We start from the raw sequence: 22,256 nt of genomic DNA on the forward strand, positions 1-22,256 counted from the left end.
AGTTACGGTATTAATAAAGGGACAGTATATTCATAGACATTTGAATAACTAGTTGTAATATCATTGGATACTTTCATTCTAAAATAATAATGTTGGCCTGGTAATAAATCTTGTACATCGATAAAAGAAACCTTTCCAGTAGATATTGCTCCGTTCAGTGAAGATGCTTCAACCCAATCGATTCCATCTAGTGACTGTTCAATCACTTCTGATGTAGCTCCTTGAACTGAAGTATATTGTAGCATTATTGAATCCTCCAAAAAATCGGAAAGACCTAGGTCTTTTATTTCTAACGTGCCATTATCCTCTTCTTCGGTGCCGTCGGGTTGATTGATTGTCACAGAGATAGTTGTTTCATTTGTACCGCCATGCCCATCACTGACCGTAATTTTAAATTGTGCATTTCCAGCAGCCACCGGATGAATTGTAGGTTGTGTAGTTGCTTCTCCAGAAGTTACATCTGCTACATCTGGATCTAATGCTTCAATTGAATAGGTTAATGTATCGTTCTCATCTTCATCCGTAAATAGTCCTGTTAAGTCCATAGGTTTGTCAGTACCTACCGAAAAGCTGGGGGCAGCCCAGGTATTATTAATCACAGGAATATGATTGTTATCTGTAACCGTAATATTATTATGCACCGAATAACCTACACTTTTCTTATCCTGATCAACATATATAAATAGAACTTGATGATCTCCTTTCTCTGATTTCAGATTCAGAGGCTTGGATGTAGGAATATTGAAGAAGTACTTCGAGTCATAACCCGCAGTTTTCTTCATTATTGAATAAATATTAGAATTTGTGAAAGGGTCATCCATCGTTGTAGCAAACGAAATAACTTTACTTGCACTTGCTACATTAAACTCCATAGGATCGATTAGTAAATGATATTTAAGAATAGCTCCGCCAACAGTTATTCCTGTTGTTATTTCTTTGTCCAGAGTAGCATTTACATCAGTAACCATAGCAGCTATTTTATCAGAAGAATTCAATTCCAAATCCTCTGCATTGCTTATTGCAACTCTATAGACATCTAAATTCTCCTCAAGGATCGAGACTAATTTCCCTGATAACGCAGAGTTAATATCGTTTAAAGTTATTCCACTTGCATCTGCGTTTTTGATTATACTGTCAATTTTATTTATCGCTAATTGTTGTGAAGATAAAGTTACATTTAAATCAAACGTTGTAGTTGTTACCCCGCCTCTTCCATCGTTAGCGGTTAATGTAATTGTACACGAGCCCACACTTATTCCTGACACGTACAAATCATTTCCGTCTAATGAAACAGTAGCAACATTCGAATTTGAAGAGCTTGCTGAAAATGTTAACGAGTCTCCATCTCTATCTGTAAAAACTCTGGATACATTAAGTACATTTACATGTTGCTCAATTTTAATAGATTTTGCTTCAATCACACTAGCAACCGGAGCATGGTTTTTTACCGGAACAGGTTCTGGATTTGGTGTTGATACAGGGCTTGTCGTTGACACAGGGCTTGGTGTAGGTACAGGGATTGGTGTAGGTGTCGGGTTAGGGGTTGGTTCAGGGCTTGGCTCTGATTTTGCTAATTCAACTTGAACCATTAAGAATTTTGATGCAACCGATGCTACATCCTGGCGATTAGCCACTCCTTTAGGGTTAAAAGTATTATCGCCTATCCCTTGAATTAACCTAGCCGTAACTGCATAGCCTACTGCATCCTTTGCATATTCGGAAATAGCATCATTATCCGAAAAAGTGAGCTTAGCTGCATAGCCTGTGGAATCTACTCCCAGTGCCCTTACAAAAATAACAGCCATATCTTGACGTGATAATGTCGTTCCCTCGCCAAAGAAGCCACCCCCACGTCCATTAATAAGACCGGCACGTGCAGCAGCTTCCACGTATTTATATGCATAGTTACCCGCTGGGACATCTGAAAAAGTTGGAATTGAAGGAGGTTTACTCACGTCTAAGTTTAATGCCTTAGCAAGAATAATGGCAAAATCCTGACGTAGAATTACTCCTCTTGGATCAAACTGACCAGATGATACACCATTAACTATTCCTTTTTCCGCCAGCTGAAGTATAGCATCCTTGGCATAAGAATTGGAGATGTCATTGAACGTACTGGCAGCGAATGCTTGCGGTCCCATCGCGCCGAAGAGGAGAGCAGTTGAAATAATTGTGATCGATTTCTTTTTGAATTCATGTTTCTTACCCATTTATTCTTTCCCCCTATAAAAATTGACACCACATTAATCGACAAAATGTGTCAATTTATTATAAGGTGTTCTTCTGAACCGATTCTGAACAATGCACGAAAAAGATCTGCCTCGCGCCCCGGATCGGTAAACGCATAAGCAGATCTTTTTCTTGTTCAATCGGAACTCATGATTTATTGTTCAGCTTTTTTCCATTCGCCTTGGATTTTCGCTTCGTTAATCAGGTTGTTCACATCTTCAACGACCTGTTTGCCGCCTTTAGCCATATATTCGTCTACGAATTTATCCCAATCTGAAATAGGTCTCTGTCCAACAATCATTTTGGTTAGTTCGTTCGTAGCGAATTCATTTAGCGCCGTGATTTTACTATCATAAACCGTGGAATGGATACGGCCTACTGGACTAATGTAGAAGTCTGATTTTTGCAGCATATCAACCATATTCTTATTGAATGCCTTGGATTCAGGGGTTTTGGATTGGATTTCATAATCCTTCATCGATTTATCCCCTTCAATCCAGCCTCCTAATTTCTCGTTGAAATTGGCAAGAGGAGCATATTTGCTAAATTCTTCTGTAGGTTCTGCTGCACCATCTGTCACTTTATAGCCCTTGCCTTCGCCGCCATTCGTCCAGTCAAAATACTCATTGCTCGAGTTTTGTTCTTGCGCCGGAACATATTTCTCCATATAATCCATCATCTCTAATATCTTCTTCACTTTGTCATCGTCATTCTTCAGAGCAGAACTGAGCATCCAGATTCGGTAATACCCGGAACCTCCCACATATCCCTTGGAACCATCCGGAGCATCGAATGCAGGAATAGCCGCAACTTCAGCACCTGGAGCATTTTTGGTCAAAGTCGGGATATCGAGGTTTCCTGACTGAGCTCCTTTGTTTATGCCTACTTGCTCATACCAAATTCCGACTTTACCCGCGTTGAAGGCTTTAAATACTTCATTATAAGGTTGGGTAGGCCAGTCCTTATCAATAGCGCCTGCTTGATATAATTCATTGAGCACCGTGATTTTTTCTTTGCTTCCTTTACCAATTTGTCCTGGAATCAACATACCATCATCATTTTTATGATACCAGGTACTGCTGCTCCAAAACGCTCCAAATGCCGGGTCATAAACAATACCTTTCGCTAAACCTAGCCCAACGGTATCGTTTTTTCCATTGCCATCCGGATCTTTGGTGGCGAAAGCGGTAGCCACTTCCTTTAATTCTTCGTAATTTGTCGGCATTTTCAATCCGAGCTTGTCTAACCAATCCTTCCGGATAATCGGTTTCTTGCCTCCGCTGGAAGGGAAGTACAGAGGGATCCCGTAGATTTTTCCGTCCACGCTTACCGCATCCCATACGGATTGGGGAATGGCTTTAAACGTGTCATACTGTTGGACATAATCATTCAGAGGCAAAAAGGCACCTTGCTTGGCCCACTTGACGTAATTCGCATCAGCACCTTCAGTACCGATCACATCAGGAATATCCCCTGAGGCCATTTTTACCGTGAGCTTATCATCATATAAATCAAATGGAATGAATTGCGGTTTAAACGATATGTTGAATTTCTCATTAATTTTTTGAACACCTTCATTACCGGGTTCAGGTACCGGAGTTGACCAAGTTCCGTCAAACCAGGTGATTTCAGTTTTTTTGCCGCTATCCGTAGATGAAGCCTTATCCCCGTTAGATGAAGCTTTATCCTCCTTGGATGAACATGCACTGAGTACTCCGACGCAAAGAACAGCCGCTAAAAAAAGTGATACATACTTTTTCATTTCCCATTTCCCCCTTTATATTTTTCCAAATCTTTCAATCCTGAAATATGAGGTACATAGAGCAACCTTATTCTTTTACGGAACCGAGCATCACCCCTTTAGCGAAATGCTTTTGCAGAAACGGATAGACGATCAAAATAGGTATTGTAGCCACTAAGATGGCAGCCATCCCGATCGTTTCCGCAGGTGGAGGATTCACGACCCCGGCTTGTGACCCAGGGTCCATTAAATTTCCCTGATTTAATATGACCATCTGTCTAAGAATGACCTGCACGGTCCATTTGGCCGGATTGCTTAGATACAGAAGAGATGTAAAATATGAATTCCATAAACCCACCGCATAAAACAGGCCGAAAGCGGCTAATGCGGGTTTAGATAAAGGGAGGATAATCCGCGTAAAGATTTTGATATCGTTGGCACCATCGATAATGGCTGCTTCCGTTAAGTCATAAGGCACACTCCGGAAAAATTCTCTCATGACAATTAAGTTAAAAGAGCTTATGGCCCCCGGAATAATGATCGCCCACAGCGTGTCCATTAAACCTGTAGACTGAACGATCATGTAAGACGGAATCATACCTGCACTGAACACAAATGTGAACAGTACCATGAACATGAATAACTTTTGTCCCAAAATATTTCTGGACATCGCATAAGCCATCGCTGCCGTTAGCAGGAGGCTGACAGCCGTACCTACCACGGTTACATAAATGGTCACTCCGAGAGAGCGAATAAATGCTTTGGAGCCCAGAATATATTGGTAAGCATCAAGCACCCAGGTTTTAGGCCAAAGAAGCAGCTTCGTATTCACAAATTCCTCATACGTGGCGAACGAAACAACGAACATATAATAGAATGGAATGAGCATCGCAAGAGCAATGAGAGCTAATAGAATGATGTTCACATAGCTGTACATTTTATCTCTCATTGTATTGTTTTGGAGCATTGGTCCCCCCCCTTTCTTTTTTAGTAGACGCCATCACTGCCAAATTTCTTCGACAATCGGTTCGCACCCACAATCAGGATCAAACCTACAACAGACTTGAATAACCCCACAGCCGTTGCAAAGCTAAAGTCAGAATCCTGAATACCCTTAAAGTAAACAAATGTATCAAGCACGTTACCAACTTCCATCGTAAACGGTGTCAGCATCAGATAGATTTGTTCGAATCCAACATCCAGGACGCTTCCCAATCTTAAGATTAACAAGATAAAAATTGTACCTTTTAAAGCAGGCAGTGTGATATGCCACATTTGTCTCCAGCGGCTCGCACCGTCGACCGCTGCTGCTTCGTAAAGGCTTGGATTGATTCCCGAAAGAGCGGCAAGAAAGATAATCGTCCCCCATCCGGATTCCTTCCAGATAACTTCCAGCACAACCAAAGGCATAAACCAATGTGGATCTTGCAAGAAAGCAATCGGCTCCATATGAAAAAGACTTACCAGAACGCTGTTCACGATCCCGTTGGATTTCAAAAGAACCGTCGCGATGCCAATGATAATAACCCATGATAAAAAGTGAGGCAGATAAACGATCGATTGTATCAATCTTTTGTACACACTATTTCTGACTTCATTGAGCATCAGAGCCAGAATAATCGAAACGGGAAAGGCAAATACGATTTGAAGAAAAGATAGATATAATGTGTTCCACAACACACGGATGACTTCTTGGTCCTCGAATATCGTCTTAAAGTGTTTCAGTCCTACCCAGTCACTGTGAAAAAAGCCTTGGAAGGGGCTGTAATCCTGAAAGGCGATAATATTACCAGCCATCGGGATATAACGATAAATAATGAAATAGGCAAGCCCTGGTAATAACAGCAAGAAGAGATAACGCTCTTTCCACAGCCGATTCCATTTCTTGTTCTTTTTTGTCGAAACCTTGGGGTTATCTATAACTGGTGTTCCTGAGTCTGACGTTGGTACCACATTCATCTTCTCTGTCACATCCTTTTAGATCAAAGAGATCGTTATTCACATGATTTATTAATCAGCGGCTGGCAGCTGTTTTTTAGCTAACATGGGAGCTTCACCTAAAGTAACACTCGTTTGGCTGGTTCCATGAAGCTCAAACATGATGATTTCATTCTCGCCGGCTTTAAGGAAAGGAGCTGGTATATACAGCGTTTCTTGCGGTCCTATCTCCCAATACCTTCCGATGTTAGCCCCGTTGATATAAGCTACGCCTTTCTTCCACCCGCTAAATTGCAAGAACGTATCTGCAGGTTGATCGATATGAAATACCCCTTTATAAAAGGCAGGCATTGTACTCGCTTCTGTCATTTTCTTAAAAGCCAATGTGGATAAATCATGTAAAGGAAGCGGATAGATCGTCCAATGAAACAGAAACTGTCCATTTAATCGTACGCCCTCTGTGATCCCCTTATAATCTTTTATAAGCGGGCCGTAATTGACCCTCCCCATATTCTCGACCAGAATCCCTAGACGACAGCCATTCTGCGGGATATCGAAAAACAAATCTTGCGGATTCCATCTTTCGACGGTTCCAATATATTTGTCATCCAAAAAAATTAATGCGCGGTCATGTACATCCTGCAAAACAAGCTTGTTATTTTTTCTGGGCCCGCTGATCGTTGTTTCGTAATAAATAAATCCGTAATCCTGCCCCAGTTCTTCCATTGTCTCCGGACAAGTTCTTTCCAGCGGAGATGACAGGGCTTGTAATGAATCCAGAAGAGCAGCGCATTCCGTGAATTGAACTTCTCCAAACGCCTTCACGGGAATCGGATCCGGCAAAGCTAACGGTTTTAGCGTCATGTATTTTTCAATGACCTTTCTCACCGCAAAAAACTTGTCTGTCGGTACTCCATGCTCACTCAGCAAAACATCGTAGTCATAGCTTGTAATTGTGGGTTCATATTGGCCGCCATGATTGGCCCCGTTATAAAAACCAAAGTTGGTTCCGCCCTGGAACATATAAAAATTGACGGATGCATTTCTTTGCAGCATCTGATCCAATGTATTGGCTACATCTTCTGCATCTCTGGTATGATGTTCTTCGCCCCAGTGATCAAACCAGCCATTCCAAAATTCCATGCACATGATCGGTTGATCCGGCTGGTATTCCTCCAGCTTATCGAAATACTCGTTCACGCCTGATCCAAAGTTAACCGTTGCCAAGACGCCTTCGGTCATCCCGCCTTGCAGCATAGCGTCCGTGGGGCCATCGGAAGTGAACAGTAAACAATCGACACCTCTGCTCTCCATAGCTTTCTTGATATACTGCAAATACTTTTGATCATTTCCATAGCTTCCATATTCATTTTCGATTTGCATCGCGATGATGGGTCCATCATTTGTACACAGATGCGGAATCAATAAAGGCATTAATGTATCGTAATAGGCATCTACTTTTTCTAGAAAATGAGGGTCAAAACAGCGTAATCTCATTCCCTTGTCTTGTAACAGCCATGATGGCAAACCACCAAATTCCCATTCTGCGCAAATATACGGGCTTGGGCGAATGATGACCAATAAGCCAACCTTTTGGGCGAGAGTGATAAATCGTTCCAGATCAGCGATCCCTTCAAAACAGAAGTTTCCTTCAGCGGGCTCATGCAAATTCCATGGAACATACGTTTCAACCGTATTAAATCCGCATTCTTTCAGTTTCAATAGCCTGTCTTCCCAATATTCGGGAACCACCCGGAAGTAATGCATGGCACCGGATATGAGTTGAATGGGCTCCCCATTGAAAATGAATTGGTTTCCTTTAACTGAAAAATCAAAACTCATGGCTAAATCCCCCCGTTTATGATTTCAAACCATCTTAGAAGATGCGATTTCTTGATAATAATCTTCCAGCTCGATCGATTTACCCTTATGCAGACGGGATTCTTCAGCAGCAAAGGCCATTAAATGACTGCGTAAGGATACGGTTGCGGAAGATAAACTGGTACCGCGATCCTCGTAATTTCTGACTTCATCGAGAAATGATTTCACGATTTTCGTGTCTCCGCCGCCATGTCCACCCACAGGTGTATCCAAACGAATAATCGTTTCATGTTTCGTCAGGAAGTCATAGATAGACAGGCTGTTGTCATCCATATTCCCGCGAATTTCTCCCTTGGTGCCCATGATTTGGACTATTCTTGTCTGTTCTCTTGTGAAACCACACATGCTGAACGTAGCGGTAATCCCGCCCTCAAACTCCATATTCACCACTTGATGATCGACCACATTGTTATCGGATTTATAGACGCACTTTCCATACTCAGTCGTATGCAGAGCGGATATAATTCCTTCTTCGGTATAGTCTTCCGTGATTTTTTTGGCCCAGCCTTTTCCTTCACCCAAATAATATCTGCCAGCATGGAATGGACAATCATTCTCTGCCGGGCATCCATCAAGGCAGCGTTCAGGTGCGCCTTCGGGAGCATTGCTCTCCTTAAAATGCATGAGGGAACCGTAAGAACTCACCCGCAAACAAGGCTTATCGATAATCCATGAAAGAATATCCATATCATGACATGACTTCTGCAAAATCATTGGACTTGATTTTTCTTTATTATTCCAATTCCCACGGACAAAACTGTGAGACATATGCATGACTTCGACATTTTCATTCAATTGAACCGAAACGACTTCCCCGATTTGTCCCTGTTGAATGACCTTTTTAACGTTGGACCAAAAATCGGTGTACCGTAATACGTGGCAAATCGTTAGCATCCTATTGTGTTCCCGCGCTGCTCTTTCCATTTCGATGCATTCAAGCGGGTCCGGCGACATCGGCTTTTCCAAAAGAACATGGTAGCCTGCATGTAATGCTGAAAGAGTTGGCTTATAATGCATCCGGTCTAATGTACAAATAATGGCAACATCAGCTCTTTTGGGACCATTTAGAAGCTCTTCCCATGTGTCGAAACCATTTTCCTGCGAAATATGATGCTGCGTCATTACCTTATCCCGACGCTCTGCATTTGGATCTGCTACGGCAACAATTTCGAGTTCATGCGGATTTTTAAGCGCATACGGAGCATATCCACGCGCTCCTCGGTCTCCTGCTCCAATTAATACGGCAGTAATTTTTTTCATGTGAACTTCCTCCACTTCCATCTGTCATTCTTTTATGTGAAAAGGCAATTTCTTGCCGGCGATAACAATGGATGAAACATGCGTTTTTGATCATTTTTTATTTCAATACTTTAAAGCATTAAAACTAAATGCAGTAAAAATCTATGAAACTCGGATCATTATAGATATGTAAGGAATAATAACAAGCATCCTTATTCTGGATATAAAACAAAGAATTATATATACATTAAAATTTGGATATCAATTGGAACTCATATTGGAGTGTTCTATAGTTAAATGAACTTGATCATGAAGTAAATAACGGAGGTAAAACTTAATTTCCCAAGAGTGAAATCGCTATCATTCTATTCATAAATAAAGGTTCGCTACAAAACCCCTAGCCAACTTTTTGGATTTTATATCCAAGCAAATCGTATTTTTTACATCATAATATAGCCCCATTTGGATTGTCAAACATTATTTGGATTGATATAGGGAAAAATGTCGTATAGAGAGTGTTATTCCGGAGAAAAAGTTGACATAAAAAGTCATATTTTGTGGGTTTCACGCGAAATATATAACGTCTCATGTTGCATTATATGTCATTAATTGAGTAATACACCCAATTTCGCCTGTCTCTATTTAGATATTTGGATATTTTGGTTCCAAACACCATTCAGGGATTTTGTGGCCATTACTAGGCTGCTAGCTGACCTAAATAATCTAAAAAAAAGGCGCCTCTCCGGTATGAATCCAGAGAGACGCCTTTATACGAGTTATGATTGATTCGAATACATACGCGGATCATTTATGACTTAAATCAGCTTGCGTCTATACCACTTGTCGCCCCTGAACCGCCACCAGAAAATGGCCCCTCTTACGCCCCATTCGGATACCATCGCGATCCAGACGCCCATGATGCCAAAGTGAAACGTAATTGCCAGAAAATATCCCAAAATCACGCGCAGCACCCACATCGACAGTAAGGACGTAACCGACGTAAAGTTGGAGTCCCCTGCCGCACGCAGTGCCGAAGGCATGATAAAGCTGACGGACCAGAAAATCGGCTGCGTAATCGCGATCAGGAGCGTTAGCTTAAAGATGTCCGGCACGATCTCGGCCGGTGGAGAAAACAGCTTAATAATATACGGAAATAATGGCAAAATCACAGCTGCGATCACGATAAAGAAGGCCGTAGACAACCCGATAAAGGATTTGATAAACTTCCTGGCATCCTGTATGCTTCCATTTCCTATACACTGGCCTACTACCGTTACGACGGCGATACTTAGCGCACTCCCTCCGATCTGGAACAGCAGCGAAATTGAGCCGCTAATGGCATTCACCGTAATTGCGAGCGTACCCAGCTGCACGATGAAGGTTTGCGTCAGCAGCTTGCCGCCGTTAAAGAACATTTGCTCCGCCGCAAAAGGAACGCCAATGACCATAATCTTTTTGAGAATCGAAAAATCTATTTTCAACGCATTCTTGATACGGTACTTTAGCGTATGGTTCATTTTAATCATGTAATACAGCGAGACCGCCATCCCGAGAACCCGGGCAGTAATCATGGAGATCACGAGGCCTACGATGCCCATATCCAGTACGGTAATAAACAGGATGTTAAGACCAAGATAGGTCAAATTCATGATGAGCGAAAGTCCAAGACAAGCCTTGGTTTCTGCTACCCCTCTGAGCGCCCCCGTGACCGCCTGAAAGACCGCAATAAACGGATACGAAATACAGCTGCCGATCAGGAAAATCCTCGCATTCTGGAACACATCTGCATCCGCCTTCCCGAACAGCAGATTGAGCACAGGTGTGTGAAAGGTAATTACCGTGACGCATAAAAGCACGGACAAAATCGCAACCGCGGTAATGGCCTGCGCCGCAGCCTTGGATACCATCTCCTGGTTCCCGCTGCCCTTGTACTGCGCTACAATGACCGTTCCCCCTGTCGCTACAGCGATAAAGACGTTGATCAGGAAAATATTCAGCGAATCCACCATGCTGACCGCACTAACGGCTGCCACGCCCGAGGAGGCAATCATCGCCGTGTTCATCAAACTCATTAAAATAATAAAAGCTTGATCCACAAATATCGGAATAATGATCGCGATAATTTGCTTATAATCAAGCTTACTTCCAGTGAAGTACTTATTCAGGAAACCGTTCGTTTTCTGTTTATAATATGGAGCTGGGGTACCCAAGGGATCATCTCTTTTTCAGTGTAGTTGAATGCGTAGACTATTATAGCATGGTTTCGGCGGATGGGATGTGATGGACACAAAAAAAACCGAGGCCCCTATAAGGAATCCTCGATTTTAGTTGTACATATGTTGTGAATCGCTGCAAACCTAATCCACCAGTCTTATCAGACTGTATTTCTTCTTACCTTTACGAATAATGATATACCGGCCATCAAAGGATTTGTCCACGGTTACTTCCGTGTTCACATCCTCTACGCGTTCACCATTCATGCTAATCGCACCATTGGTAATATCTTCTCTTGCCTGACGCTTGGAGGGTTCGATCCCCAGATCCACTAACCAGTCCACAATATTTTTGGCTTCCTTGGCTGCTTCGAATGTAGGCATTTCTTTGAATCCCTGCTCAATTTCATCGGCAGTCAGTGATTTAACGTCTCCACTAAATAAGGCTTTTGAGATTTTAACGGCCTGTGTCAGCGCTTCTTCATTATGAACGAATTTGGTCATCTCTTCGGCGAGTACATGCTGCGCTTCACGTTTACCCGGTTCTGTCGTCACCTTATTCTCAAGTTCACGAATCTCTTCCTTAGATAAGAAGGTGAAGTACTTCAGGTATTTAATGACATCACGGTCATCTGTATTTAACCAGAACTGGTAAAATTCATAGGGTGATGTTTTATCCGGATCCAGCCAGATCGCTCCGCCCGCCGTTTTACCAAATTTCGTGCCGTCTGCTTTCAACATCAATGGGATGGTCAATCCGAATGCCTTCGCTTCTGAACCTTCTTTTTTACGAATCAGGTCCAGACCACTTGTGATGTTACCCCATTGATCCGATCCGCCAATCTGTAATTGAACCCCTTCTTCTGAGTACAGATGATGGAAGTCCATCGCCTGAAGAATTTGGTATGAGAATTCAGTAAATGAAATTCCGCTGTCCAGGCGGCTGGATACGATATCTTTGGCCAGCATCGCATTGATGCTGAAGTTCTTCCCGTAGTCGCGCAAGAAGTCGATCACATTGACCGTATGCGTCCAGTCATAGTTATTTACCATTTTCAGCTGAGCATCATGATCCGTATCAAATAGCTTCTTCATCTGTGCTGTCAGTGCATCCACATTGTCTTGTACTTGCTCTAACGTCTGTAATTGACGCTCGGATTGACGTCCACTCGGATCACCAATGGTTCCAGTCGCTCCGCCAATTAAGATCACAGGGAGATGCCCAAAGGATTGAAATCGTTTCATCACCATGAATGGAATCAAATGTCCGATATGCATGCTATCTCCGGTTGGATCGACACCGCAATACAGTGCAATCTTCTTCTCGCTCACTAATTCGCGCAAACCTTCAGCATCGGTCTGTTGGTTAATCGCATCGCGCCATTCCAGTTCATCAATAATATTCATGTTACTCATGATCTTCCAGCCCCTTTATAAATAAGTGTTGAATCATCCTTTTATACGTATCAAAGCTGTTTACGCAAAAAAATCGTCCCTACGTCTACGATAGACATAGGGACGATTCATTAACCGTGTTACCACCCAAATTGCATAAATAGTGCTGCAAAGACTATTCATACCACTCTTTAGCCATCCTATCGTTGGCTAGTCCGCTTAGTGTTACCTAAGATACTCCAGAGTGTAATTCGCAAGTCTGTTTGTGCCGAGTCACATCAACCCCCAGCTTTCTGAATAACAGTGACAGCCTGCTACTGATTCCTTCAACGTATACCGTATATTCGATTACAGTCAGTATAGAGAATGGAAAGACCGTTGTCAATTCATCACAAGAATGATATGGTCTATGCTCTGCCGGTATGTGCGGAAGTCGCTGCGTCCAGCATGGATGCCCAATCCGGAAAATCCGTCTCCCTTGCAACATGCCGGTCAAAAAGCTCTTCAGGAAGGTTATCGATATCTTCCCGCGTGCTTACTTGAAAGTTGCCTTTCTCCAAAAACTCCTCAAAACTCTTACAGCTTGAATGTTGAGACATAAACGATTTATTGAACAGTACGTCCAGTGAAACAACATTCGGATCTTCTTCTACCGACTTTTGTCCTTGTAATTCTTTCAACAGATCGTCAAATGACATGGGCTTTTGCTTTCTCAGATGATCACTCCTAGATTAATTTTATATTTGGTGATTCCTATTCTTTATTCAATTATAGGTCATCCACGGTGTATTTCCCAAAACCTCAAAATTTTGCTTAAACCAAAAATTTCGTGATTTATCCAAGGTGTAGACGTACATTCTTTTCCCTGGATATTTCGCCTTGAGCCAGTTCACGAGTGAAGCGGCATACCCCTTGCTTTCAAACTCTTTTAGAACATCCAACGCTTCGATAAAAACAAAATCCTTTTTGTTTTTGATATCTGTATAGAAATCCTTCTCCAGATATCGTTCATCGGCGCTAAAATAATCTTGTTCTGCCTTCTGAATTAATTGCTTCCCGTTATCATATTCCCATACGACGCCATACCCGACCATCGTATCCTCGGCGTCAATGATATAAATTTCCTCCGGTAATTCAGACGGTTCCTTCGCACTCAATTCTCCCGCATGATACGCTGATGTTTCATTTAACAATCTCTGCATTTCCTGATCAAACGGCTTCGCAATAATCGTTGGCATTTCTGATCTCCTTCATAAGATATGTCACGACATATCGTCTCCAAAGAAAAGAAGCAGGGTGTCTGTCTGCTCCCTACTTTTCCATTTGATTGTGTATCATTTATTATCCTTCGTTATTTTATCATATATACGATGGATAGTAATCGAATTTTAATTATTGTTTTTGGAATACGCAAAGATCCCCCTACTTTTTTATCGGCTCTGCTAACGACTGTCTGCATGCATCGGGACTTTCAACCAAGTTTTTTCCTTCATGCAACAGAACATGAAAAAGAAGCTGCTTTCCCTAGGAAAACAGCTTCTTCATGATATGCCTTTAAGCTTCGCTTGCGGGTGGCGTGAACGTACGCTTCCCCAGCTCGGAATCGAGCATGTAGAATGCGTTGCTGTCATTGTCGATGCGGCGCAGTTTCTGGATAATGCTATCGAAGGTTGCTTCCTCTTCTACCTGCTCATCAATGAACCACTTGAGGAAATTAATCGTCGCGTGTTCCCGCTCATCCCAGGCAATATCGGACAATTCATAAATTCGTTTGGTCACTGTTTTCTCATGCTCGAAGGAATGTTCAAAGGCATCCAGCAAGGAGCTGTATTCATTCTGAGGATTTTCCATGCCCGTAACAATGGCGCGTTTCCCCAATGCATTTATGAAATGGAAAATTCTCATCCCATGATATTTTTCTTCTTCCGATTGCATGATGAAAAAATTCGCAAAGCCATCAAAACTCTCCGACGAGCAATACGCCGCCATCGCCAGATATACCTGAGAAGAATAAAATTCATAATTCATTTGATCGTTCAACTTCGCGAGCAGCTTCTCACTTAACATCGGTCATTCTCCTTTATCACTGGTCTTGATGGAAGGCAAGCCGCGATTCGACGATAATCGTTGTTATCCTGCACAATACGGCTTCCTTCTATACTTCTTGTAGTATGTTGGAAATAAACGGGGATGTAAAGGGTTAGTATGAATGACGGAACTGACCGTGGGAATGGGAACTAAAAAAACAGGGCCTTTTCGGTGGCCCCGTTCTAAAAGTACATAGTATATTCCTTATTTTTTAAACTGTGGTCCCTCATAACTACTTGTTCCTGAAGGGCCTGCTATAATTCCTTCTTCGAATGTTGCTGGAACCTTATCTTCACTGGCTGCAGACTCTTCGCTCTCTGGACCGGATTTTGTCCATACTACGTCATTGCCTAGAGCAGGGGACTGCCACCAGTAAAAATCACGATACACTAAATCTGTTGTCAAATAGAGCAAATTACTGTTGTTTTTATCGTTAATCGTTAGATCGTATTGAGAAATTCCAGCATCTCTGGAATCATTCAGAGATGTAATCCATTGCTCAATCTTGGGAACCAAACTATTTACTTCGGAAATTTCTGCCGTTAGCACGATTGAGGCCAGCTTCCCACCAAGTTCGTTATTTGAAACATTCACCGAATCCACGGCTACACCGTTTTTTTTCAGTTCATCATACACAGTGGACTGAACTGTTTTTAAGTCAAGGCTACCTTCGATTTTATGAGAAAAATCTGGTATCTTGGTGATGTCGTTGGAAACACCATTGTAGATAGTTGCTCCATTAGCTCCTATGATCGTAAGATCAATGTTTTTGATTTGACTTGCATCGCTGGCTCTACTTCTTACCTCATTACGGATTTTTCGAATGGCTTTTATATCCTCAATTGTTGCTTCTCCGGAATTAGAAGCTGAGAGTGTTGCTAATTTCAAATTTTCTTCTTTGGCACTGATATCAGAAATAGTTACGCCTTGCTTTAAAAGTTGGACTTGGATTTTATCAGTAGGGCTTTCCGCGGAAATCGAGTTCATGTAAAATGCTCCACCTAGAACCATTACTGCTGCCATGGCAAGTAACCATTTTCTATTTCTCATTGGCCTTCACCCTCCTTTAAAATAAAAATCAAGGTCCGTAAACTCGGAAATTCGCATTATCAGTCTTGCTAACTGAATAGGGACTATCTGCGGTTGGGGACGTATCATTCACTGTCCAAACACCACTTGAATTTTTGTATGATACACTTGTAAATCTAAACGGTCCCATTTGCGTATTTGTTGCAAAACCCCAACTTTTGTGAACATGTCTGCACCCGCCGACACCCCGATCGGGCCGCAATTTCAAGTAAGCGTAAGAAAAACAAAAAACGGCCTCTTCGCAACTGGTGCGAACAGAGGCTATTTTTTGCTTTTCACGAAATTTAGAAAATCGCTGCTCACAGCAGAATTTCGCCAAAAATGGGGGTTGAAAATAACGGATTGGATGCGATCTGCAGCAGATCGTTGTACATCAGACCAGGTCAATCACTTTTGCAGTTGTGCTTGGCCAATCCTAGGTCGTACACTATGAATACTGGTGGTGATGTTTGCCGTATTACAATGTCATTGCTTGTCCATACCTTGCCAAGAACTCTTCCTTTTCTTTATAATCCGGCATCACGCTTCCTACTCGTCTCCAGAAAGAACGATCATGATTCATATGCGTGAGATGACATAGTTCATGGATGATCACATAATCAATCACTTCCATGGGGGCCATGGCTAGACGATAATTGAAGGTTAGACGCTTGTCCGAACTGCAGCTTCCCCACTTGGTGCTGGACTCCACAATATCCATAGTTTTAGGTTTTACTTTGAGCTGCTTCTGATATATTTTCATTCGTTCCTGAACAATCTTTTTACAGCTGGAGAAATAAAACTTCTTCAGCTCGCGCTTAAGCTCCTCTTCATTCAGATCCTTCGTTTCAATTAACTCATGAAGAAAAATGATATTTCCCCAGATGAAGGAACTTACCTTTATCTTGATATTCCTTTGTTTTCGGAGCTTCACGAGTTTTCGCAATGGCATCTAATTGTTCCAAAATCCTTTTCCCCTGCTGCTTCACAGCACTCATCACTCGATCATCACAAGTGCCATTAGGAGCTTTCACAGTAACAAGACCTGTAGGATCAATTTGAATCGACATCTTCTTTCGAGGTCCATACGCCACATGGAATTCGATGATTTGCTGTTCAAATTCAATTTTCATGATCAACATCGTTTCTATAAGATTATTTCTGAATACACTATTGGTTTCCGTTATCCCTTGATAAATACGATCTTCACGCCAACAACCTGATTCTGATCATTTGTGGTCATATACACCCCATAGGTACCGTCACCCATACCTGTACGCGACACGACGCCGCCGTCCATCACGCCCGCTTCTTCACCGCTCTCGGTAATATCGCAGCAGGAATCATACCATTCATTATCGGTACCCGTACTTCCTTTTGGAGCATTCGCGTCAGGAATCCGATACTTACTCATGTCAAAAATCCCTGCTTGTCCGCTATCCACTCCAACAATAAATGGACACTTCACCCATTCCAAATAGGACTCTTGTTCAGCAACTGAATAGTGGTAAGCCGTTAGTTTGGAGCAAGCTTCGCCCCATTCCCTCACTTCAACCTTCTCCGCTTGCCCTATCCATGTGCCATTCAACACGTTATCTAATACTCCCATAATGATGGAAGTGGTATTTAGTTCGTAACAAGGGTCGGATACAACCAGTTGGCCGGAATTCACTTCAAAATTGCCCAGTTGAATATTCAATGAGAATGCCTCCAATGTCTGCGTAAGATAATATTATTTTATCATGCTATGAACCTGGCTGACAGGGCTATCAATACATCATCCACCCGGTTCAGCAGTCTCTTAAGTTGCGAGGTGGGCATTTGCTGGATAAGGGAAATATCTCTGCTGCTCGACAGAAAATGAATCGTATGAACAAGCATCACAGTATCCAAATCAGGGACTGACTCTTGCACGGTTAGTTGAATGACATCATTCAGCGATAATGAATGAGGAGGGGACATGCAGTTGTTCACCTTCATATACAATGCCTTCAGCATGTATTCCATAGCACGGTCACTTAATAGAATGCACACATGAGCCGAGGAAGGGTGGATATAACGGGCTGCCGAGTTCATATAAATTTGTGATAGATTCTGCAGCTTCAATATCATCTTCGCTTGAATGGAGCTGCTTTCCTGTATCCTTAACATCTCATTTTCAAAATCTCTGCATTCATCTATGGAGGTCGAATGATTCACATGCTTCAGCTCCCATTAGGTTATTGCACGATTTATTTTATGTAGTTATGATTTTGCGAATCGTGGAAATACTTATATGTACCATTATACAACAAAATAATATCCATATATATTATTTATGATATTTCAAAGACAGTGTATAGCTAATGGTATTTTATCTACACTTTTTAGTAGAGAGGTGTGGAAGGGATGACGGATAAGGAAATACTTCTTCGGGTAGGAACTCGGATTCGTGAACTGAGGAAAGAAAACGGCCTAACGCAGGAAGCCCTCGGAGAAAAAGGCGGCTTTCACTTTTCATATATCGGACAAATCGAACGCGGCGAGAAGAACGTCGCTCTATTGAACCTCGCCAAAATTGCGGAAGCTTTAGAGGTGGATATATCGCAGCTTTTCATTCTGACAAATCGGGACAATAGCGAAGAATCCAAAGCAGATATTCAAGAGATTAACTACATACTTAACCAGCAGAATGCACAAAAGGTCGCGATGGCGAAAAATGTGGTGAAAGAGATTTTTAATTATAAATGAGGGCATGTTTACCCTCGCAGCAGAAGGCCGATTGAATGAAATCGGCTTTTTCATTTTGCTATTTCGTGTCCATGCTGCTCATTCAGGATACCTTGATATATAAGCATGCACAAAATCAAACAGGGCACGCGTTAGCTGCGCACCCTGTTGAATTGAATCCGTTCTCCATCGTAAGGTCACACCGAAATGTCAATGCGCTTTCCCAGATTGGGATCGACGCTTTTCTCGATCATCTGCACAAGATTCTGACCCTGCACTTCTGCCTGGCCCTTGGCCATGCTGAGCACAGACAAGCTTACCTTTTGAGCCAACGATGCCTGACTCATGGATGTAGATAAAGCTGCAATATCCATCACGCCACCTCCTCTTGTTTACTATCGGCATTCATCGGAATTCTCATCAATCCCAGCAAGGGTTTCATCCAGCTGCAACCTTATTTTTTAGCTAAAAATTCATCTAATTGACGCTGTACCTCTGCTACATATTCATCAATGCCTGCTGCCTTTAACTTCTTAACGGCCTTAGGATACTCTGTATCGAAATCCAAAAAACCAGAGCGTATCGCAGCTAAATCCTTGCCCGCAACTTCTTTCAGGGACGTCTCGATTTTCTTAACCTTCTCATTATTAAACCGGAAGCCGAGTGAAGCGGATCGGATCGCCTGGTCATCCCAGCTTTTATATTTATCGATGGACTCTTGTGCTACATCCGGTCCGAACATTTGGTAATTTTGGTTTCTAAACATCCATTCATAGAAGAATTCGCTAGAGGTCAGCTTATTGATTCTTCCATCCACAATTTCGTAATCCTTGCCTTCGACGCCATAGAGAGCAAACAGATAATTTTCCTTGGATTTATAAATCCAGTTAATCAGCTTCATGGCTCCTTCAGGATTCGGGGCTTTTACAGGTATGCCTAGAACTTCTCCGCCTGCGGCCGTAATATAACGTGGTTTATCCTCCGCTAACAGGTATGTTTTAACTCTAGCATCCGGTGCATTGGCTTTGATCGCATTAATGATTTCCATTTCCTTGCCCAATGATCCTTCAACCCATAAATATAAGCCCGTCTGCATGCGCGAGTCTCTTTCATTGTATTTAATGGTCAGATCCTCTGAATATAACCCTGCTTCATACATTCCGCGGTTAAACTTCGCTACTTTCTGGAAAGCCTCCGATTCATAATAGCTGTATGCTTTTTTGCTCTCCTCGCCGAATACGACCAGATCTTCTACGCCGAGCCAATTATATTGCTCATCAGCAAAATATCGGGTTAACGGTTTAAAGACGATGTCGGCAGGTCCCTTCATTTCAGGAAATTTGGCCTTCGCTCTTGTTGCAAATTCTTTTAGATCGTCGGCAGTCTTGACGTCAGTCATCCCTACGGCTTCGAGGATATCCTGACGAACGGCGACCAATTGGTACATGGCCGAGGAAGGCGCGTATGCCGATGGAATGCCATAAACCTTACCGTCAATTGTTGCACCTTGAAGCTGTTCCGTTGGCAAGACTTTCAGCATATCCTGACCGTATTTCTCGATTAAATCATCCAACACCATCGCTTGTTTCTTGTTGACGATCGTAGAAAGATCCGGAAGACCATCCCAATACAGATCGATGGGTTCATTTGCGGCCAGCATAATATCTTTTTGTTCCCAATACTGAGCCCACGGCACAAATACAACCTCTACCTTCAAGCCCAGATCGGCCGCCATTTTCTCGGCAAATTCATGACCAAGAAATTCGTCCATCCGATCGCTGCGCTCTCCCGGGTACAAAATCCTGACGGTTTCGAGCTTAGCTGTCCCCTCTTTTTCCTTGTCGCTGCTGCATCCAGCCATCACAGAAACGGACGCGATCAATAATACCAAAAAGATAAGCAATTTCCTCGCTTTCATGAAAGACCCTCCCTAATTAAATAGATAATCTATGTTAAAAGCCTGTATCGGCCCGTAACCTAAGCAGGTGCTATTCCTTGACTGCACCGGTCATAATCCCGTGCACGAAGTATTTTTGAATGTAAGGGAACAGAAAAATGATCGGTCCAATCGTGATCACCGTAATGGCCATCTTCACCGTTTCTGCAGGTAACGTGATGTTGCCTGAAGCCCCCGATGGAATACGTCCGGAGCTAATGGCATTTACATTGGATAGGATGTTGTAGAGGTAATATTGCAGCGGAAATAAATTACGTTCATTAATAAAGATCAGAGCATTCCACCAATCATTCCAATATTGCAATGCATACATTAAACCCACCGTAAGCAATGCGGTCTTGCTTAATGGAAGCGCTACCTTAATATAGATCGTAAAATAGTTGGCTCCATCCATTTCGGCAGCTTCATATAGAGAGGGGGATATGCTTGCAAAATACGTACGCAGCAGAAACATATTCCACACGCTAAATATAGAAGGAAGGATTAAGGCCAGGATACTGTTCTTCAGTCCATAATAATTGACGCTGACCATATACCATGGAATCAAACCGGCCGAGAAGATAATCGTAAAATTGCTAATAAAGGCGAGTACGTTCCGGTATCTCAGCTTTTTTATGGATAGAGAAAAGGCAATCATGCTTGTAATCAGCAAAGCACCTGCCGTACCGACAACGGTTACAAAAATGGTCACACCGTAGGATTTCAGTATTTTCATTCCGCTATTCACAAAGATATATTTATAGGTATCCAAGCTGGGACTCCTGGGAAAAATCGCATACCCGCTTTTGGCAATGGCCTGTTCTGAAGAAAAGGATACGCTTAAGGTTAAAATCAGAGGATACAGACAAATGAGTGCGAATAAGCCGATGAAACCGTAAGCTATGCCTATCACCAATTTATCGCCTAGCAATCTATTCTTTTCCATCATTAAAATAGACCCTCTCCGTCATTTATTTTCTTAGCAGATTGGTTTGCAGCCGTAATCAGTATTAATCCCATCAAAGACTGGAATAGTCCGATTGCCGTAGCATAAGAAAATCCGAGCGTACGCATAGACTGATAGACATAAGTATCAATGACGGTTACCTCATCCACCAAAACCGGGTTGTTGCCGACAATGCCGTAGATCATGCCAAAGTCGCCATAGAAAATCCGTCCGATGCTCAGCAAGCTTAAGACGATGATCGTCGGTTTCAGCATGGGTACGGTTAAGAAAAGAATGCGCTGCAATTTGTTGGCGCCATCGACTTTGGCGGCTTCATACAAGCTGTCATCAAAGTTAGCCATCGCTGCCATATAAATAATGGAGCTGTACCCGCTCCACTTCCAGACACTCGCCAGGATAATGATCCACTTCCAATACTTCGGCTCCGAGTACCAACTGATCGGATCTGCGCCAAAGAACTTCAGCATTTGATTGGCAATACCCACATCCGTGGAGAAGATGCCGTACAGGATCGCTCCAACGACGACCCACGAGATGAAATAGGGAAAAAACATCATGCTTTGAGCGATCTTTCTGTAGGTTTTATGCCGGATCTCATTGATCAGAATAGCAATACTGACTGGAACAACAATACCTAATATAAGGCTGAAAAAGTTAATGTATAGCGTATTATAGGTAACCTTCCATCCCATGCTGTTAGCTGAGAAAAAGTATTTGAAATTGTCCAGACCCACAAATTCACTGCCAAAGATTCCATCAACCACGTTAAAATCGGTAAATGCCATCCATATGCCTGCAAAAGGGATATAGGAGAACATGATCAGAACAATCAAAGCAGGCACGCACATGAGA

At 42.5% G+C, this 22,256-nt stretch carries 19 protein-coding genes and 1 pseudogene; 1 reads left to right on the forward strand and 19 read right to left on the reverse strand.

Going from position 1 to position 22,256, the window contains the following annotated elements:
* Positions 1 to 2: 2 nt before the first annotated feature.
* The 15 genes and pseudogenes from E6W40_RS27095 to E6W40_RS27165 all read right to left on the reverse strand — a co-directional run bounded on the left by E6W40_RS27095 (position 3) and on the right by E6W40_RS27165 (position 17,991).
* On the reverse strand, positions 3 to 2,210 hold the full coding sequence (locus E6W40_RS27095) for an S-layer homology domain-containing protein (RefSeq protein WP_136608694.1): 2,208 nt from the start codon (positions 2,208 to 2,210) through the stop codon (positions 3 to 5).
* Between the two features lie 173 nt (positions 2,211 to 2,383).
* The gene (locus E6W40_RS27100; RefSeq protein WP_136608695.1) at positions 2,384 to 3,991 is read right to left on the reverse strand and encodes an extracellular solute-binding protein; all 1,608 of its coding nucleotides are present in this window, start codon (positions 3,989 to 3,991) and stop codon (positions 2,384 to 2,386) included.
* A 67-nt stretch (positions 3,992 to 4,058) separates the two neighbouring features.
* Positions 4,059 to 4,937 carry a carbohydrate ABC transporter permease gene (locus tag E6W40_RS27105; protein WP_136608696.1) on the reverse strand — a complete coding sequence of 293 codons (879 nt, stop codon included), beginning with the start codon at positions 4,935 to 4,937 and terminating at the stop codon, positions 4,059 to 4,061.
* A gap of 20 nt (positions 4,938 to 4,957) precedes the next feature.
* The gene (locus E6W40_RS27110; protein ID WP_136608697.1) at positions 4,958 to 5,929 is read right to left on the reverse strand and encodes an ABC transporter permease; all 972 of its coding nucleotides are present in this window, start codon (positions 5,927 to 5,929) and stop codon (positions 4,958 to 4,960) included.
* Between the two features lie 51 nt (positions 5,930 to 5,980).
* A complete protein-coding gene (locus tag E6W40_RS27115; protein WP_136608698.1) occupies positions 5,981 to 7,750 on the reverse strand; it encodes a glycoside hydrolase family 35 protein in 1,770 nt (589 codons plus the stop codon).
* A 24-nt stretch (positions 7,751 to 7,774) separates the two neighbouring features.
* Complete coding sequence (locus E6W40_RS27120) at positions 7,775 to 9,049, reverse strand: Gfo/Idh/MocA family protein (RefSeq protein WP_136608699.1); 1,275 nt, start codon at positions 9,047 to 9,049, stop codon at positions 7,775 to 7,777.
* A 794-nt stretch (positions 9,050 to 9,843) separates the two neighbouring features.
* A complete protein-coding gene (locus E6W40_RS27125) occupies positions 9,844 to 11,238 on the reverse strand; it encodes an MATE family efflux transporter (RefSeq protein ID WP_136608700.1) in 1,395 nt (464 codons plus the stop codon).
* A 147-nt stretch (positions 11,239 to 11,385) separates the two neighbouring features.
* Entirely contained in the window at positions 11,386 to 12,648 is a 1,263-nt protein-coding gene (gene tyrS, locus E6W40_RS27130; RefSeq protein WP_136608932.1) for a tyrosine--tRNA ligase, read from the reverse strand.
* 395 nt (positions 12,649 to 13,043) lie between these two features.
* Positions 13,044 to 13,334, reverse strand: coding sequence for a hypothetical protein (locus tag E6W40_RS27135; RefSeq protein WP_136608701.1), 291 nt, complete (start codon positions 13,332 to 13,334; stop codon positions 13,044 to 13,046).
* A 66-nt stretch (positions 13,335 to 13,400) separates the two neighbouring features.
* Entirely contained in the window at positions 13,401 to 13,874 is a 474-nt protein-coding gene (locus tag E6W40_RS27140; protein WP_136608702.1) for a GNAT family N-acetyltransferase, read from the reverse strand.
* A gap of 316 nt (positions 13,875 to 14,190) precedes the next feature.
* On the reverse strand, positions 14,191 to 14,703 hold the full coding sequence (locus E6W40_RS27145; protein ID WP_136608703.1) for a ferritin: 513 nt from the start codon (positions 14,701 to 14,703) through the stop codon (positions 14,191 to 14,193).
* A gap of 225 nt (positions 14,704 to 14,928) precedes the next feature.
* Positions 14,929 to 15,774 (reverse strand): hypothetical protein, encoded by an 846-nt coding sequence (locus tag E6W40_RS27150; RefSeq protein ID WP_136608704.1) that lies wholly within the window; start codon positions 15,772 to 15,774, stop codon positions 14,929 to 14,931.
* Positions 15,775 to 16,270: 496 nt separating this feature from the next.
* Positions 16,271 to 16,925, reverse strand: a pseudogene (locus E6W40_RS27155) (M48 family metallopeptidase).
* A gap of 50 nt (positions 16,926 to 16,975) precedes the next feature.
* A complete protein-coding gene (locus E6W40_RS27160) occupies positions 16,976 to 17,491 on the reverse strand; it encodes a DUF4241 domain-containing protein (RefSeq protein ID WP_136608705.1) in 516 nt (171 codons plus the stop codon).
* A gap of 41 nt (positions 17,492 to 17,532) precedes the next feature.
* Positions 17,533 to 17,991 (reverse strand): hypothetical protein, encoded by a 459-nt coding sequence (locus tag E6W40_RS27165; RefSeq protein WP_136608706.1) that lies wholly within the window; start codon positions 17,989 to 17,991, stop codon positions 17,533 to 17,535.
* A 189-nt stretch (positions 17,992 to 18,180) separates the two neighbouring features.
* On the opposite strand from E6W40_RS27165, the gene E6W40_RS27170 reads away from it, so the two are divergent.
* Positions 18,181 to 18,522 carry a helix-turn-helix domain-containing protein gene (locus E6W40_RS27170; RefSeq protein WP_136608707.1) on the forward strand — a complete coding sequence of 114 codons (342 nt, stop codon included), beginning with the start codon at positions 18,181 to 18,183 and terminating at the stop codon, positions 18,520 to 18,522.
* 176 nt (positions 18,523 to 18,698) lie between these two features.
* On the opposite strand, the gene E6W40_RS27175 is transcribed toward E6W40_RS27170, so the two are convergent.
* The 4 genes from E6W40_RS27175 to E6W40_RS27190 form a co-directional block, all read right to left on the reverse strand.
* Complete coding sequence (locus E6W40_RS27175; RefSeq protein WP_136608708.1) at positions 18,699 to 18,875, reverse strand: YjfB family protein; 177 nt, start codon at positions 18,873 to 18,875, stop codon at positions 18,699 to 18,701.
* A gap of 80 nt (positions 18,876 to 18,955) precedes the next feature.
* Positions 18,956 to 20,419 (reverse strand): ABC transporter substrate-binding protein, encoded by a 1,464-nt coding sequence (locus E6W40_RS27180; protein ID WP_136608709.1) that lies wholly within the window; start codon positions 20,417 to 20,419, stop codon positions 18,956 to 18,958.
* Between the two features lie 70 nt (positions 20,420 to 20,489).
* Positions 20,490 to 21,386: a carbohydrate ABC transporter permease gene (locus E6W40_RS27185; protein ID WP_136608710.1), complete on the reverse strand. Its 897-nt coding sequence runs from the start codon at positions 21,384 to 21,386 to the stop codon at positions 20,490 to 20,492.
* Positions 21,386 to 22,189, reverse strand: a complete 804-nt coding sequence (locus E6W40_RS27190) for an ABC transporter permease (RefSeq protein ID WP_246073214.1) — start codon at positions 22,187 to 22,189, stop codon at positions 21,386 to 21,388. The genes E6W40_RS27185 and E6W40_RS27190 overlap by 1 nt, the downstream gene beginning before the upstream one ends.
* Between the last annotated feature and the right edge of the window lie 67 nt (positions 22,190 to 22,256).

This window comes from Paenibacillus dokdonensis, from assembly GCF_004916975.1.
In the GTDB taxonomy this organism is placed as follows: domain Bacteria; phylum Bacillota; class Bacilli; order Paenibacillales; family Paenibacillaceae; genus Paenibacillus_AQ; species Paenibacillus_AQ dokdonensis.